Annotated in this window: 13 protein-coding genes; 6 read left to right on the forward strand and 7 right to left on the reverse strand. The window is 39.0% G+C overall.

All coding sequences use genetic code 11. The features are described 5' to 3' along the window. Positions 1–14: 14 nt before the first annotated feature. From phnH to phnF, 3 genes are all read right to left on the reverse strand, one after another. Positions 15–560: a phosphonate C-P lyase system protein PhnH gene (phnH, locus tag H3299_RS11315; protein WP_182417767.1), complete on the reverse strand. Its 546-nt coding sequence runs from the start codon at positions 558–560 to the stop codon at positions 15–17. After that, the gene (gene phnG / locus H3299_RS11320) at positions 560–1,027 is read right to left on the reverse strand and encodes a phosphonate C-P lyase system protein PhnG (RefSeq protein ID WP_182417768.1); all 468 of its coding nucleotides are present in this window, start codon (positions 1,025–1,027) and stop codon (positions 560–562) included. The genes phnH and phnG overlap by 1 nt, the downstream gene beginning before the upstream one ends. A gap of 97 nt (positions 1,028–1,124) precedes the next feature. Continuing rightward, positions 1,125–1,847 carry a phosphonate metabolism transcriptional regulator PhnF gene (gene phnF, locus H3299_RS11325; RefSeq protein ID WP_182417769.1) on the reverse strand — a complete coding sequence of 241 codons (723 nt, stop codon included), beginning with the start codon at positions 1,845–1,847 and terminating at the stop codon, positions 1,125–1,127. 190 nt (positions 1,848–2,037) lie between these two features. On the opposite strand from phnF, the gene phnC reads away from it, so the two are divergent. The 6 genes from phnC to phnN all read left to right on the forward strand — a co-directional run bounded on the left by phnC (position 2,038) and on the right by phnN (position 7,400). Continuing rightward, positions 2,038–2,889, forward strand: a complete 852-nt coding sequence (phnC, locus tag H3299_RS11330; RefSeq protein WP_182417770.1) for a phosphonate ABC transporter ATP-binding protein — start codon at positions 2,038–2,040, stop codon at positions 2,887–2,889. A gap of 68 nt (positions 2,890–2,957) precedes the next feature. Then, positions 2,958–3,950, forward strand: coding sequence for a phosphonate ABC transporter substrate-binding protein (gene phnD / locus H3299_RS11335; protein ID WP_182417771.1), 993 nt, complete (start codon positions 2,958–2,960; stop codon positions 3,948–3,950). A gap of 125 nt (positions 3,951–4,075) precedes the next feature. Continuing rightward, complete coding sequence (phnE, locus tag H3299_RS11340; protein WP_182417772.1) at positions 4,076–4,870, forward strand: phosphonate ABC transporter, permease protein PhnE; 795 nt, start codon at positions 4,076–4,078, stop codon at positions 4,868–4,870. Then, positions 4,870–5,544, forward strand: coding sequence for a DUF1045 domain-containing protein (locus tag H3299_RS11345; RefSeq protein ID WP_182417773.1), 675 nt, complete (start codon positions 4,870–4,872; stop codon positions 5,542–5,544). Before phnE ends, H3299_RS11345 begins: the two co-directional genes overlap by 1 nt. 112 nt (positions 5,545–5,656) lie before the next feature. Next, positions 5,657–6,802 (forward strand): alpha-D-ribose 1-methylphosphonate 5-triphosphate diphosphatase, encoded by a 1,146-nt coding sequence (locus H3299_RS11350; RefSeq protein ID WP_182417774.1) that lies wholly within the window; start codon positions 5,657–5,659, stop codon positions 6,800–6,802. Continuing rightward, positions 6,795–7,400: a phosphonate metabolism protein/1,5-bisphosphokinase (PRPP-forming) PhnN gene (phnN, locus tag H3299_RS11355; protein WP_182417775.1), complete on the forward strand. Its 606-nt coding sequence runs from the start codon at positions 6,795–6,797 to the stop codon at positions 7,398–7,400. The genes H3299_RS11350 and phnN overlap by 8 nt, the downstream gene beginning before the upstream one ends. Here the strand turns inward: phnN and H3299_RS11360 are convergent. From H3299_RS11360 to H3299_RS11375, 4 genes are all read right to left on the reverse strand, one after another. Beyond that, positions 7,397–10,171, reverse strand: coding sequence for an adenosine deaminase (locus tag H3299_RS11360; protein ID WP_182417776.1), 2,775 nt, complete (start codon positions 10,169–10,171; stop codon positions 7,397–7,399). The genes phnN and H3299_RS11360 overlap by 4 nt on opposite strands. Continuing rightward, on the reverse strand, positions 10,168–13,005 hold the full coding sequence (locus H3299_RS11365) for a hypothetical protein (RefSeq protein ID WP_182417777.1): 2,838 nt from the start codon (positions 13,003–13,005) through the stop codon (positions 10,168–10,170). The genes H3299_RS11360 and H3299_RS11365 overlap by 4 nt, the downstream gene beginning before the upstream one ends. A gap of 435 nt (positions 13,006–13,440) precedes the next feature. Next, complete coding sequence (locus H3299_RS11370; RefSeq protein WP_182417778.1) at positions 13,441–15,111, reverse strand: hypothetical protein; 1,671 nt, start codon at positions 15,109–15,111, stop codon at positions 13,441–13,443. 233 nt (positions 15,112–15,344) lie between these two features. Next, on the reverse strand, positions 15,345–15,899 hold the full coding sequence (locus tag H3299_RS11375; protein ID WP_246708069.1) for a L,D-transpeptidase: 555 nt from the start codon (positions 15,897–15,899) through the stop codon (positions 15,345–15,347). Between the last annotated feature and the right edge of the window lie 74 nt (positions 15,900–15,973).

Consider the following 15,973-nt stretch of genomic DNA (forward strand, 5'->3'; position numbering starts at 1 on the left):
GATTTTTTCTCGCTTTACAAAACTTCAACATAGGTGGAACGGGGTAGCCCGATAAGACTATTTTGACTGAAGAAAAAAATGTCAAAACCAAGCGGATAGGAAATAAGAGCATTACGCATTGCCCAAAATTGAGGGTAAACTCCGCCAAATTGAATAGTTTTTTGGCCTTTAATGCCAGGTCCAGAAAGCCGTAATGCTGTTCCAACACCAAATTGTGCTGGCGCAATTAATAATGCGCCTTTTTCAGGATAGAGAAGATCGCCAATTGCAATATGCGTTATCGCCTCAACATCGCTTTCATTTTCAAGTGGCATAAAAACATATTGCGCTTGTGGCAGGGAGGAAGGCAAAGCACCAGTTGCTTGCAATTTTTGCCTTAGCGTGAGTTCATCGCAAAAAAATCGCGTTTCACGGTCAAGCAAAGTATCGCCAAATGTTGCCCATGACAGATTATCACAAGTTATGTCACAACCAGGATTTGCCAAGGCTTTCATTAACTTTTCAAAATGCCTATTATCCAGTTCATCTTGTATGCTTGGTTGTATGTTTGGATTTTGCATTAAAATGTTTCCATCTCTACACGGGTGGCATTTACTTCGCATAAGCGTTGATGATCTTCTTGGCTTTGCAACTCAAAGGCAGTTTTCAAAAAGCTGGAAATCTCATTGCTTTGGATATTTGCATTAAAAGCGGCATCAATAACCGCCATTGCCATGGCTTGCTCAAGATCACGGCCGACAATCATGCCATAACCGATACAGTTTAATTGTTTGAGCTGAATGTGAGCTTCAGCAACAAGCACTTCACCAAGGTGAAATTCACTGCCTTTTACGCTGTCACGCATCGGCACCATGACAAGACCAGTACGGCTTTGAATAACCTCGATATCGCCTAAATCATCAATTAAAGTTTCACTGAGTTGCTTGATAGCTAAGCCATCAGCACGCGCAAGAATAGATAACCTATCACTATGCGCAAAAATATCATTATCGCTAGGATTATCTCGGTTCTCAATGGTTGGGGACATAATAATCGTCCTTTATTCTAAAAGGGTTATAAAAATAGGGTAAATAAGTAAAGGCGCCTTAGTCGGTCTTAGTCTGTATTTAGCGCCAAAAGCCGTATCAAAGGCGGCCTGTATCAAAAGCAAATTGCACCTTTTCAGCCGCCCAGATTGATACTGCATAGCCAATGGGGCGATACTCCAAATCGACATCGCATTTTTCCATCACGATAACAGGCTGGCCATTTGAAAGTTGGAGCATTTCCGCCTCCTCATCAAGCGCCAACCGCGCTGATATAATGGTTTCATGACGCAAATAATCATCAATGCCGTAATGGCGATAAATGGCACTATCACCAAGACCATCATGATAGAATTGCAAAAATTCAGGAAAGCGTTGCGCTGGGTGATAAGAACGCGAAATATGAATAGGCTCACCATCAGCAAAGCTGCGTTGTCCCACCATCACCAGTAAATCACCAAGGTTTACTTTTAACCGCTCAGCTTTTTCTTTATCTGCTTCAACAAGACAAGCAAAAATATTTTCAGTACTTGGCACACGCCCCTCACTTATAAGATTGGGGTGAAAACGCGTGCGCTGCGACACGACGTAACGGATTGGCCGGCGAAACTCGACAAAAGTACCTCGCCCTTGATCAACCCGTAATTTACCCATCGATACCAAAGCGGCAATTGCGCGGCGAATAGAATGGCGGCCAATGTCAAAACGCTGTGAAAGTTGATTTTCTGTTGCAAGTTGGCTACCCGCAGAAAGAATACCTGAAGATATTTCGTTATCCAATACGTCTCTAACGTATTTCCAGCGTCCATATGAAGAATTCATAGTATATCCCGTCAATTCATTCGAATGAATTCTTTATATACCTTCGTCATTTCAATTTTATTACAATTTAATTAAAATTAATATCATGATAAAAAATTTTATATTATTATTTAACCATTTTATTGTCATAAAAGTTTAATCTCTACTTTTTATATGATGCTGATATAAATGAAGTGGGAGAGTAAATATTATGAAAGCCGTTGAAGTTGCCAATATTTCCAAAACCTATGGACGCACCAAAGCGCTTAAAGGTATTAGCTTATCAATTGATAAGGGTGAAATGGTAGCGCTTATCGGTGCTTCGGGATCGGGAAAAAGTACCTTAATCCGACATTTGGCAGGTCTTGAAACAGCAGATCGCGGCAGTGCTGACATTAATATTTTTGGCGAAAAAACCCAAGAAAATGGTCAAGCAACCAAAGCCAGCAAAATGATGCGTGGCAAAATATCGGTGATCTTTCAACAATTCAATCTGGTTAACCGTTTATCATTATTAACCAATGTTCTCATCGGTCTTTTGGGGCGTATTCCATCTTGGCGTGGCACTTTAGGCTTTTTCAAACGCGAAGAAAAAATAGCTGCAATTGATGCCTTGACACGAGTGGGAATTGACCATGCTGCATTTCAGCGCGCCTCAACCCTTTCAGGTGGTCAACAACAACGGGCAGCAATTGCCCGATCACTTTTACAAAATGCTGAAATTTTAATTGCCGATGAGCCAATTTCAGCCCTTGACCCAGCATCGGCCCGCCGCGTCATGGATATTTTATCTAAAATCAATGAAGAAGATGGCATCACCATGATTGTCTCGCTTCATCAGGTAGAATATGCAAGGCGTTTTTGCCCAAGAACCATCGCCATGCGTGATGGTGCAATTGTTTATGACGGGCCTTCAATCAACTTAACCAATGCTTTTTTATCAGAGCTTTATGGTAGCGCATCAGAAGAACTTGTTTTGCCCGATGCGGCTGATATGCCGTTAGCAAGTCACAATACACCGCCAAAAGTATCTGTAAGACAACAATATTTCCAGCCTGCGTGAGTTTATTTCAAATTAAACCAATTTTCGACCTGCCGCTTTAATATTTTTAAATCTAGGAGAAATGATTGATGAAAAAGCTTCTCAAAAGCTTTGCGCTTGGTATAGCAATGGCAACAGTTGCAACTGTATCTTTTGCACAAACCCTCAATTTCGGCATTATTTCAACAGAATCGCAATCTCATTTGAAAACTGCTTGGGATCCATTCCTTGCCGATATGAAAAAGAAAACTGGCTTTGAAGTAAAACCATTTTTTGCATCTGACTATGCTGGTATTATTGAAGGCATGCGTTTTGGTAAGGTTGATATTGCATGGTATGGTAATAAATCGGCCATGGAAGCAGTTGACCGCGCCAAAGGTGAAGTAATAGTGCAAGCTATGGCTGTTGATGGCAGTCCGGGTTATTGGGGTGTATTAATTGTTGAAAAAGACTCGCCAATTAAAACCGTTGAAGATGTTTTAAAATGCGACAAGACTTTGAATTTCGGTATTGGTGATCCAAACTCAACATCGGGTTATCTTGTACCGATGACTTTTCTTTTTGCAGCCAATGGTATTGATCCAAAAAATTGCTTCAAAACCGTACGCAATGCCAATCATGAAACCAATGCTTTGGCCGTTGCCAACAAACAGGTTGATGTAGCAGCCAATAACACAGAAAACATGGATCGTATCAAGAAAAACAATCCAGATGCCTATGCAAAATTACGCGAAATTTGGCGTTCACCACTTATCCCCGGTGATCCAATTGTTTGGCGTACCGATCTTCCCGAGGAAACCAAAACAAAGATTAGAGATTTTTTCCTCACCTATGGTACAGATAAATCAACTGGCAATATTGAAGAAGAAAAAGCCGTCCTAAAAGGCTTAACTTGGGGGCCATTTCGCGCTTCTAGCAATGATCAACTATTGCCAATCCGCTTGATGGAAGTCGGCCAGAAGATAAGTAAGCTTGAAAATGATGATAAGCTTGATGCAGCAGAGAAAAAAAAGCAGCTAGATGCATTAAATTCTGAAAAGGCTGATTTTGAAGCAAAGCTTGCAGCCAGCACAAAAAAATAAAAGCTTAGGGACAGCTTGCTCATCCTGCACACTGTTTCATTATTATAAAATGCAAAGCGTTTCATGGCTAGATTATCATCTAGCCATGATGGCTTTTGATTTACCCAATCAATAGGTTCAAAGACATGACAACAGCGGCTGAACGCTATCAGACATTAAATAATAAGAGTGGATGGAAGCGCTGGATTTTTCCAAGCATCATTATTATCATTCTTGCATGGAGCTGGTCCCCTGCCGAAATGTATTTATGGCCACAGCTTTTTACCCATGCTGGCAATATGGCTGAATATGCTGCTGGTTTTTTACATCCCGATTTCACCGAATGGCGTTATTACTTGACTGAAATGCTAGTCACAGTCAATATTGCTATTTGGGGTACATTTCTTGCTGTTGTCTTTGCTATTCCTTTAGGCATTCTCTCATCAGCCAATATGGTGCCAACCTATATTTTGCAGCCTGTAAGACGTTTGATGGATCTATGCCGCGCTATTCATGAAGTTGTTTTTGCGGTTCTTTTTGTGGTTGCTGTTGGTCTAGGGCCATTTGCTGGTGTCATGGCACTTTTTGTTCATACTTTGGGCGTGCTTGCCAAACTCTTTTCTGAGGCAGTTGAAGCGATTGATCCACGTCCTGTCGAAGCTATCAAGGTTGCAGGTGGAACACCGATACAGCAAGTCATTTATGGAGTTATTCCGCAGGTTTTACCGCTTTGGATTTCCTTTTCACTCTATCGGCTAGAATCCAATATTCGCTCGGCAACCGTGCTTGGCATTATTGGTGCAGGTGGTATTGGACAAATCATGTTTGAATCCATTCGCGGTTTTTCTTACTCGCAATCATCGGCAATATTATTAATCGTTATTATAACCGTTGTTATTATGGATATTATTTCCCAACAATTACGAAAGCTGTTTATTTAATGCGAGCCGCTATTTATTTCACCCCCGATAAAAATCATCCAATAACAACAAAAGCTACAAGTTGGTTGGGGCGCGATGCATTTAACAGTGCAAATACGATATCTAGCCCTAATAACAAAGATTTAACGCTTATAAAAAGCCCAGCACGTTATGGCTTTCATGCAACGATTAAGGCGCCTTTTGAACTTGATGTGAGCTATGGGATCGATGATGTAGCAAAAGCATTGATGGATTTTTGTGCAATCAATAAATCTTTTAAGCTGCCCAATATCAAAATTGGGAAACTAGGTTCTTTTTTTGCACTGGTTCCCGAATTTTGCCCCGATGAATTATCTAATCTTGAAGCGCGTACTGTAAAACAATTTGAAATTTACCGCGCACCACTAAGCGATGAAGATATAAAAAGGCGCAATCCACAAAGCTTAAGCGACAGGCAAAAAGACAATCTTACCGCCTATGGTTATCCTTATATCTTTGAAGATTTCCGCTTTCACATGACCCTAACAGGGCCTGTTGAGCACCAAATCCAAGATGAAGTGGAAGAACAGTTAAACACTTATTTTTATGAGTTTTTGGGCAAGGATCTTGATTTTGACGGATTAGCGCTTTTTATCGAGCGAGAGCACAAAGGCAGTTTTTATTGCCATAGTTACTTCAAGCTTGCCAAAACCTAACGCCTATCCCCATGAAACTTAGTCAATGACCTTATTATCATATTTATTTTGCGCATTTTACGCAAAACTGCTGCACCGTTTTGCCAAAATGCTTTAATTGCGGAGATATATAATGCCTTATGAACAGGTATTTAAAAACGCCAAAATTGTTTTAGAAAATGAAGTTATTTTTGGCAGTTTACAAATAAAAGATGGTAAAATCGCCAATATAGATCAGGGTAAAATGACGACAGGTACAGACGTTGGCGGCGACTATCTTGTCCCTGGTCTCATTGAACTTCACACCGATAATATTGAAGGCCATCTTCATCCGCGACCAAAAGTGCGTTGGAACACATTAAGTGCTCTTCATGCCCATGATATGCAAATTTGCGGTGCCGGCATTACTACTGTTTTTGATAGCCTGCGCGTTGGCAACGAAGAACTACGCGGTGTAGCAACATCCTCCATTGCAGAATTAAAAGATTTAGCTGATACAATCGCCCATGCGGATAAAGAAAATTTGTTAAAAGCTGAACACTTTATTCATTTGCGCTGTGAAGTATCACTGCCTGATACAGTCGATATTTTTGACCAAGTAGCTGATAATAGCCAGATACGCCTTGCTTCACTAATGGATCATGCCCCAGGACAAAGGCAATTTGCAACAATTGAGGCGTATAAGATCTATTATCAAGGCAAATATGGTATTTCTGATAGTGTTTTTGAAGAATATGCTGCACGCCGCGTTAAGCAATCAGCACAATATTCTCGTGACAATCGCTTGACCATTGCCCAAAAAGCGAAAGAGAAAAATATTATCCTTGCTAGCCATGATGATGCAACCACCGACCATGTAAGCGAAGGGTTAGAGCTTGGCGTTGCAGTTTCAGAATTTCCAACCACCCTTGACGCAGCTATTCATGCCCACAAAAACGGTCTACATGTATTAATGGGCGCACCTAATATTGTGCGTGGCAAATCTCATTCGGGCAATATATCAGCCTCCTACTTATTAGAGCATGGTTGCCTTGATATTTTGTCATCCGATTATGTGCCTTTTAGCCTATTGCATTCAGTTTTTGCTATTGCAGGTGATAATGATAATGATCTTGCAACTGCGATGCGCTATGTGAGCGCAAACCCCGCCACAGCAGCAGGCCTATATGATCGTGGCATATTGCAACAAGGGCGGCGCGCTGACCTATTGCGGGTACGCAAGCATCAACATATGCCAATCATCAATGGTGTATGGCGCGAGGGACAACGTGTTGCCTGATAACCAGACCTTTGAAAATTCAACCTATGTGCCTGATCTTGGTTTTTTTGTTGCAATTATTGGGCCAAGTGGCGCGGGTAAAGATACGCTACTTGCCCTTGTGCAAGAAAGTTTCAAAAATGATCCACGCTTTGTATTTGCAAAGCGTGTGGTAACCCGCCAAGCGCAAGGTGAAGACCACGATACTTTATCAATTGAAGGCTTTTTGCACGCACAAAATAATGGTGCCTTTTGTTTAAACTGGCAAGCCCATGGGCTTTATTATGGCTTACCGCAGCAGCTTATTGATGACCTTACTCAAGGCAAAACTGTTATTGCCAATATTTCTCGCAAAACACTCAATCAGTGCGCAGATAAATTTAAAAACTTTGCAATTATTGAGATTACCGCCCAAAGAGACATTTTACGACAGAGATTAAAAAATCGCGGTCGCGAAAGTGACCAAGACATTGAGCAACGTCTATTGCGAGCAAGCCTGCCCTTTGCATTGCCAAGCAATATATTGGCCTACCAAATTGACAATTCTTTAGCACCTCAACATGGTGCGGCTCAGTTGCAAAAAATTTTATGCCTATTGCAAACTACTTCTGAACCTTAAAACCGAAATTTTTTACCATCAAGACAGATTTTTTCTAATAATAAATCAGGTCGTACGTCGTTCAAGTTTTTTAAACTAAGATTATGGAGTGGGCGTAAAAAATGGGCATATTCCATACGTAAACTTGTTGCAAAAATACCTGGGTCATCTGAACCTATAGAAAAACATACAGGCTCATTGGTTGGGTCATCAACAGATTTCAACCAATTTTGCGCATGATGGCTATCATAAGTATCATGAATACTAATGCGCACATTACTGCTTGGCAGTGTTTCAATGGCAATTTGTCGCTTTTTAAGTTCGAGCAAAATAGCTTGTTGAAGAGCTTTTAACACTTCCTCATCAAGTACATCACTATTTCTAGTAATGATGATATCAGTTTTAGTTCTTTGCATAACGGTCTTTTTTACCGTGTTGCCTTGCCTCTTTTCATGAAGATCAAAATGTTCAGGTACATTGTTTGTATTGCGAAAAATCGGCTTCCTTAAACCGACCCCATGGCGGTTCCAAAATAAATCATAAGCCAAAGGGTCATCTAATTTTGCTTGGGCAAGTCGCTGTGCTTCTTGACGCCTTGTCGGGTTAATATCACGAATAGACCAGTCTTTTGCCAAGGGATCAAGGCCGCGCAACAACCATGCTTTTATCAAATTTTCAGGTGTTATAGTATTATCCTGCCAAATGTATTGAGCAAGATTATGAATTTCACTGTTGATACGGGGTAACTTGGCGAGCAAAATGGCGTGCTTTTTTATCATATATTTTGCAAATATTAAATCATCTAACCTATCTTCATAGGTCATAACAATATTTTCACCAATTGCATTCCACCATTGCGTAACATTAAGACCAGAAGCCGTTGCATGACCAAGGCGGCTGCCTGCCTGTGGTTCCAAATAGATCAAGGTTTCCATCATAGCACGAAGACCAGATGCAATATGGTTGAAGTCTTCACCAACATGATAGGTTACCCGTGAAATACCAGCCGTTTTTAAACGCCTAAAAACTGGTGCAAATATTTCTGGTTCGGCATGTCGTTCATTGCTGGCTGCATCAATGCCGCGAATAAAATAGCTTAAACTAGGATATTTTTTTAAAACTTGAATCAGCGCCCTACCATTTTGATCGATTTGACGCCTTACAGAAGCCTTGCGACAAGATGGGCGATAGCCACTGTCAAAAAAGCGTTTTTCCTCATTTATGTCCAACCTTTTGATAAAATGACAAACAAGACTGAGCCGCAATCGCCGTTTGGTTTTTGAAGGGCAGACTTTATTATCACCCTTATCATTTATCGGCAGCTCAGCGCTTTCTTTCGCTTTAATGCAATCAATCAATTGGCAAATAGAGCGACCCGTATAAAAAGAATCTTTTGGCAGATTATCATTTTCATCCTCACATAAAAAACGATAATAGCCGCGCAGAATATCAACCAGTAACTTTTCTGTCTTTTCGACATTGCTTTTAGGAGAAAACCGCCCTTCTAAATGACTGATAAATTGCTGGTGGCCGCGCTCTATTTGTCTAAAACGTTCAGCATATTTTTTCTCAGCCTCAGTGCGTAATTCAGTAAATGTGATATATTGAAACTGATCAAAGCCTTTTTGGCTTTTTTGCTGAACTAATAGCCGATAGAATTGCGAACGAATTAAAGCATAATGCCAAAACCACAGTCCAAACCGCACATCCTTGTCATTATCGATAAAATATTTATAAATTTGTGCTAGATATAATGCCTCTTCTGCCGTTTTTGATTGGCCGCGCATTGAAGCCATTTTTTTTATTCTTTTGGTAATTTTTCGCTGTTTAAATAAGTATTCATCCATAAAATTACGCCATGATTTACGACTATTTTTAAACTTAATTCTAGGAAGATACGATAAATGCTTTTGATACTCATTGTTGTAAAGACTAAAATAGAGCAAGCGAGTACGCTGTTGAGAAGCTATTTTAACACGGTTTAATAATTCTTGGCGTGTAAAACCTTGCTCCTCCTGCTCAAGCAGGCGCGCAACACCATTGCCGATAGGGGTTCTTAATCCGCCATCTTTTAAAGGGTCATCCAACAAAGGTTTTAGAAATGTGTCAGGCGCTTGAATTGCCGTCATCCAAACCTTATCGGCCTCTAAGGTACCATTTAAATGCATGTGCACTTCATCAAGACCATGGGTCTTGCAAATATAGTCCAAAAACGGGCTATCATCGACTGGCAAGGTTGAATCGCATAGCCAGTTGTTAAACCTTTGTTCAATAACACCGCGTGACTTCACATCGGACAGCCATTGCTTACCATCCACCAATTGTTGAGTTATCCAAGATGCAGTAATCAATAATGGCGGTACCACCAAGATAAGATCTTGCCATAAATCAACCAAATGCATGTGGATACGGATCGATTTATCATTGCCTTCAACAATAAAAATATTCGCCAATGCATTCAATAATTTTGGCAATAAGTAGGAAAAATCACTAGTATTTCTTTTATTGGCAAAAACTTTGTTGCTATCAGCACTATATTTAAAAATAAGCCGTTCAATATGGTTTTCCACCGCTTGGTCGGTTGCAAGTGGTGTAAGTTCCCGCAGTGCTAAAAAACGCCCTTTATAAAACGCATCGGATAATTTTTTTAAACTCGCAATATTAAGCAAGTTCTCGCTGGTGTCATGAAAATCGTTTAAGCAATTTAAAAATAAATGATTGCGCATATTGGCCTTGGTATAATTTACCAATTCCTGCGCTTCAAACCGTTCACTCGCCAAATGTTGTGTCATTTATCATCGACAGTATAATGTGGCACAATATTAAGAAGATCAAAAAAACCATCAATCGTCACATATCTCTGGTTCTTCTCATCCTTTGCAATACGACCAATCTTTACATGGATCTTCGGAGGGGTCATCCAAACATCAATATTTTCTGCAAATAGCCCTTCAAATTCTTTTCGTTCTTCCTCTCCAACTATCAGCTCCTTCATTTTAATAATGTTTTCAACCAAAATTTCATAAACGGCTTCACGGAAAGTTTCATTTTCATCATATGGTGTGTTGTCTTCATTAGCTAACGTTTTATCAGGTTGAAGAAATGCCCAAATAAGCGGACAAGATAACAAAATAAATGCTAAGGGATACAAACCAACTGACCCAGTTTTTTTTAATCCCTTCAGAGTCGTAAACACAACTTTATCGCTAGCCTTGGGGCTTTGACGACGACCCGGAATATTTCCTGTTACAGCAATAACGCTATTTAGTATGTTGATAATTTGACGATGGACTATTTGCCCAGTCATGACATCACCACCCGAACGCACAGCATCATCCAAACCGACGAGATCATCATGAAGGCGCGTAGCTAAATCGCCTAACATGCTGGGTGATAATTTGGTAACGCTGCTTAGTTTTGCAGCAAAATAACGCCATTTTTTAATGTCTTGTGCATAATCATAAAAGGATGAAAAAGGATTATCCAAATCATCAATATTCTCAACTTTCAGCGCGGCTTTATTAATATCTTCTACTGCACTTTTATCAACAAGATTAGTTTGGATACCTATATTATTACCCTCTGCACCAACTGAAAAAAAAGGCAAAATATCTTCAACGGTTGCTTTGGAAAAAGCAGCTTCCATACCACGGTCAAGATCGCATAATATTCCTATAGTGCTAAATAGGGATAAGGTGGAGAGTGCATTTTGTTCCTCCCCACTTGAATTATAATATTTATAGGATATCGTTTTTAAAAGAATATCAAAATTATAAAGACGATCTTCCTCAAATAAATCTTGAAAACGATACCAGATAATATTTCTATAAGGACTTAAATCATCATTTTTTGAATGTATTTTTTTTAACCATTTTCTATTTATATTTTCAACATCCCAACCAAAAGTTTTTTGCTTAGTATCATCAACTTCTTCTGCCTTTATCGGATTTGATAGTGTTCCTCTATATAAAATTTTAATAGCGTCATTTGTTTTCCAAAAATTTGCCAAACCGATTGCCCCCAAGCGGGTGGGGCGCAAAGCACCTCTTTGGTCTTGGAAGCGGCTTACAGCACCTATACGCGCAGTAAAATCGGCTATTTCAGGATTTCCCCCCTGCCATAAATAATTTAAAAATTTTTTTCTTTTATCACTATTTTCAAGAAAATTTTGCTTGGTCATCACCGCAGGTAAAGCTAGTGCGAATAAAGCACGCAGTATTGACGGCGCACTATTTAATCCATCAGCAAGCGCTAGTGATAGACAATGCAAGGGAACAACAGTTTTCGAAATTTGGTTAGTGCTAAATTTGATTAAGGCTGCTGGCTCACCTACGTTAATAAACCAGCTTAAAATAACAGAAAGGGTCGTATCAAAGCTTTCTGGCTGCAACTGCAATTGTGGTATGCCGATAGCCCGCAAGCGCAAATTAAAAAGCTGTAAAACCCTGCGACGGCTTTCAGTTATATCAGTTAACTGCAACGCACGTAAATAACCAAGCACAAGACGAATTGGTTCAGCAAAAATAATATCTAAAAATTTATTATCATCTGCGTCAACTTCGTGTAATTGTATAGATATATTTTTTAATGCCCATGACCTCATGATAAACTTTGGAGCATTTACCCCTGCAATCGCTTGTATAAATATATCTTGCTTAATTGTCCCCAAAGGTAACATAGGAATACGATATTGAGGGGGAAGAATTTTTAAAAGATATTGCTCTTCTAATTCATTGACGGCGTCTTGCAAGCGCTCTTTGCTAATATCATTTTTACTCTCTCCTTCAAACTTCATGACATCGGTGCCAAAATTTTCATAAATATTTTTACGAATAAGACGACCATAAAGCTCAATGTCACCAGACAAGATGACAAATAGTTGTGGTGATGTTAAGTATTTTCGCAAGGCCTCCAATATCATATAACCGCGCTCAAAATTGGTATCAACATCATCAAATGACAGAATGAAAAACTCACACTTCAAAATTTTCAACGCAGTTTCAATATAGTTATTTAGCTTAAGTTCGAAATTGCGACGTTTACTTGCTTTGCGCAATCCCTCACTCATTGCCCAACTAGCATCCTCCCATTCTTGGCCAAAAACGTCTTTGCTACCAATACCATCTAAAAGAACTAGCCCCTCCGCAAGTTTTTCCCTCGCGTCATTATAGGCATAGTCTTCGCTATCGGATGTATGTTCGTTGTCTTGAAACTTTTCAATTGACTTATCAATCAAGTCAATAATCATTAAAAGGATATGGTCTTTGCTTTCAATCAAGGTTGGATCAATAATGGGTAAAATACAAACCTTCGGCTTATCACTCGCATTAGAGCTTCCATTATCTGGTTTTGAATAGTCATCTAAAAAACGAATTAAAAAATTTGTTTTACCACTGCCACGTCCACCCTCAATAAGCACGGTTTGATGAAATCGGGTATGATAAATTACGCTGCTTTCAGATTCTTTATCTTTCAACCGTTCTTTACGTTCTTTAAGAAAGGTTAATAAACTTTTGTTAGCAGCTATCTGCAACATAGAGCCCGCTTTAGGGGAATCAGGCTGTGACAAATCAATAATAATATCGGCTTTTTCTGCACCATTTGTTGTATTGCTTTGATTTGTCATACCCCATTCTCCTCAAGATACATGTTATATAATCATATTGACCGCATATAAAACACAGCATCAATCGCAAAATATAACATTAAGCTAAGCTTATATTCATAAATATTTAAGGAACATTGGTAATTTAAATAAAAATGTTACGCAATACAAATCTCATACTACTTAATACAAATATATTTCATGATATTCTAATTAATTGAATTTAACTCTTCTACTTAAACCCAAATATTTAATCTTGTTTTCGTTGACAAAAATGGCAAAAGACGCAGCATGTCACGCTCGCGCAGCGAAATGCGGTGCGAAATTCCACTATAATAAGCGCATTTCGCCAACATTTTTATTAAAAACATCAAATATTGATCGAAGTATAGCTAAAAATGCATTAACTAAAAATACTGGCGAAATACAAGTTAGTTCGAAGAATAACGGTTTTCTTTAAACAATAAGTGCTGTTTGTGCATGTTGGTCAAAAGCCGCATTATAATTGTCATTGGCAAAATCGCGAGCTGAAGCACTATCTGCGCTATGCTGATCAGCCATAATACTAAAGGCATTCGCAGATCCGCTATCAGCAGCAAGGCCAAGTTGTGGCTCAGTAATAACATTACCATTTTTATCTTCTAGGGTAATGTTTGCACCATCAGCATTGGCCTGATTGATCAAATCTGTTAGCCAACCAATTTTATTTGGCTGAACATTGCGAACATCCAAACGAATGGTTTCAATATTGCTAGCAAGCAAACCAGAAGAGGATAGATCAACCAACCAATCCTTATAATTTGCTTCAAACCGGCTTAATGTGCTTGCGGTCAAGATAAGCGTATCATTGCCCTCGCCACCATCAATTTGTAAAGCTCCAGCATCAATATGACCATTCAAATGAATAATATCATCGCCCGAACCCGCATCAATTTTATTTTTACCGCCATTAGTAGCAGTAACATTGCCAATTAAGGTCATAATGTCATTGCCTGATCCTAAATCAAACAGGTTAAGACCGCCAATGTTTTCTGCATGCACATTACCTTCGATATAAAGGTCATCATTGCCGCCACCAGCAAAAATATTATTAGCCCCACTATTGGCAAAGAAATTACCAAGGAAAGTCAAACTATCGTCTAAATCACTTAACTGAAAACGGTTTTCAGGGTCTATTGCATTCTTATCGCTATTTGGGCTTTGATTTATAATATCACCGTTTACTTCTAGAACAGTTTGGGCATAACTACCAATCGAATTAGTTCCATTATCGTAAACTTCCACATTACCATTAATAGTTATCAGGAAAGAATCAACTTGCAAAGCATTTTCGTCCATATAACCGGTGTTGATAGAGTTTTTACCTTTATTGCTAATTAATGAACCAGAAACAAAACTTCCGTCTAAAGAATTAATCCCAAAGTTATTCATTCTATAACCGCTTGATTCTATATTACCTAAAATCTTAACTTCCGTCGTTTGGCCAAAAAATGCGAATTGGTTATCCCCTTCATTGGCAATAAAGCTACCGGCAACAAACATTTTTGCATGTTTTCCGCTAACCATTACCAAATTCGATGCGTCGTTTTGAGAAATCACACTTCCGTTAACATTCAAAAAACTATCATAATTAGAATCACCTATAGTAATAACATTCACAGCTCGGCTACTAATATCCCCAGTCGCAACCAAATCACTTCCAACATTTAATGTATGCGAACCGCTTGATAAAGTGATGCTTAAATAACCACCTAAATTTTCAATTCCACCGTCAAAACTTATGGTTTTATTTCCGCTATCACCTGAAATCCATAGGTCTCTCCCGCTACTGGCAATCGCTTTTCCTCCGACATTGACAATATCATTACCATCCTTCAAATCTAGTACGGTTGAATTATATGGATCATTACCGGGGAAAGTTGCCAATGTACCAAGCAAATTACCTGTAATAGTAACAGTGTCATCAAGGTTAGTGCCCGTGAACGAACTACCATTGCCAAAATCACCAACAATATGGAGTTGGCTGCCAGTAGTACTTGAACTTAAAACCTGCGCTAAAGCATTTTGGTTGCTTTGCTCCAAAGCATTCTCATCAGCGTCCAATATTTTTTTTGAAATTACAGTCATCTTCCACTCCTTTAATAATTACTAATATAATTATACGATAATTAAATACATTAACTTTACAAGTAGAAATAAGCGATTCACAAATAAATATATTTATATTATATTTAACTTATTTATAATATAATATAAATCAATAAATTTGGAATTTTAATTATTCTAAAAATGCGGTATCATGACACTCAACTTATTGCACATTTACATATAGTTACGTCGTCGCTGCCTTTTTGATATTGTCACCCCAAAACATTCAATACTGTTTTCGTTGATAAAAATGGCAAAAGGCGCAGCATATCGCGCTCGCGCAGCGCGATGCAACCTTGGGTGCCACTATAATTAGGTCGTGCCAAATGGAAAAAGATTGCACTACCACAATTTTGTCGGCGTGGGCGAAGATTATAATCAAGAATAAAGCCAATATTATAAAGGCAGTCTTGGCGCAGCATGGTTTCACAGCTCGCAGGATAAGGCAGTTTTACAGGCCGGTTATAATTGCGGTCATTAACCGCATCACACCAACCGTCATTTTTTCCAACTGTTTTCATAGGCACAAAGCATATTGGTTTGATGCGTCGTGTTGGTTTTTGATAGCCTGATATAATCCGCATTTTTGCTATAGGTGTTTTTCCGTCCCCCTCGCGCTTTAATGCGGTTATTCCATTTTTGCCAATAGCACATTGAAAACTAAATTTGCCCGCGCGTAAAATAGCCCTATTTTTACCCATTGCGCTGGGGCGCACATCAATATTGTGCAAAAAACGGTGTTTTAAATTAGATTTTCGTTGTTTCATCACTTTTTTCACCACTTCAACACTTGCAAGCACCTGTAATTATGTGAAGAATACATCATAAAATAATAAGGTAA

It is taken from the genome of Bartonella sp. HY038, assembly GCF_014117425.1.
In the GTDB taxonomy this organism is placed as follows: domain Bacteria; phylum Pseudomonadota; class Alphaproteobacteria; order Rhizobiales; family Rhizobiaceae; genus HY038.

Coding starts and splice junctions, on each gene's coding strand:
- H3299_RS11360 (WP_182417776.1), bottom strand. CDS start 10,171: ATGACACAACATTTGGCGAGTGAACGGTTTGAAGCGCAGGAATTGGTA.
- phnH (WP_182417767.1), bottom strand. CDS start 560: ATGCAAAATCCAAACATACAACCAAGCATACAAGATGAACTGGATAAT.
- H3299_RS11370 (WP_182417778.1), bottom strand. CDS start 15,111: ATGACTGTAATTTCAAAAAAAATATTGGACGCTGATGAGAATGCTTTG.
- phnE (WP_182417772.1), top strand. CDS start 4,076: ATGACAACAGCGGCTGAACGCTATCAGACATTAAATAATAAGAGTGGA.
- phnF (WP_182417769.1), bottom strand. CDS start 1,847: ATGAATTCTTCATATGGACGCTGGAAATACGTTAGAGACGTATTGGAT.
- phnD (WP_182417771.1), top strand. CDS start 2,958: ATGAAAAAGCTTCTCAAAAGCTTTGCGCTTGGTATAGCAATGGCAACA.
- H3299_RS11350 (WP_182417774.1), top strand. CDS start 5,657: ATGCCTTATGAACAGGTATTTAAAAACGCCAAAATTGTTTTAGAAAAT.
- phnC (WP_182417770.1), top strand. CDS start 2,038: ATGAAAGCCGTTGAAGTTGCCAATATTTCCAAAACCTATGGACGCACC.
- H3299_RS11365 (WP_182417777.1), bottom strand. CDS start 13,005: ATGACAAATCAAAGCAATACAACAAATGGTGCAGAAAAAGCCGATATT.
- H3299_RS11345 (WP_182417773.1), top strand. CDS start 4,870: ATGCGAGCCGCTATTTATTTCACCCCCGATAAAAATCATCCAATAACA.
- H3299_RS11375 (WP_246708069.1), bottom strand. CDS start 15,899: ATGAAACAACGAAAATCTAATTTAAAACACCGTTTTTTGCACAATATT.
- phnG (WP_182417768.1), bottom strand. CDS start 1,027: ATGTCCCCAACCATTGAGAACCGAGATAATCCTAGCGATAATGATATT.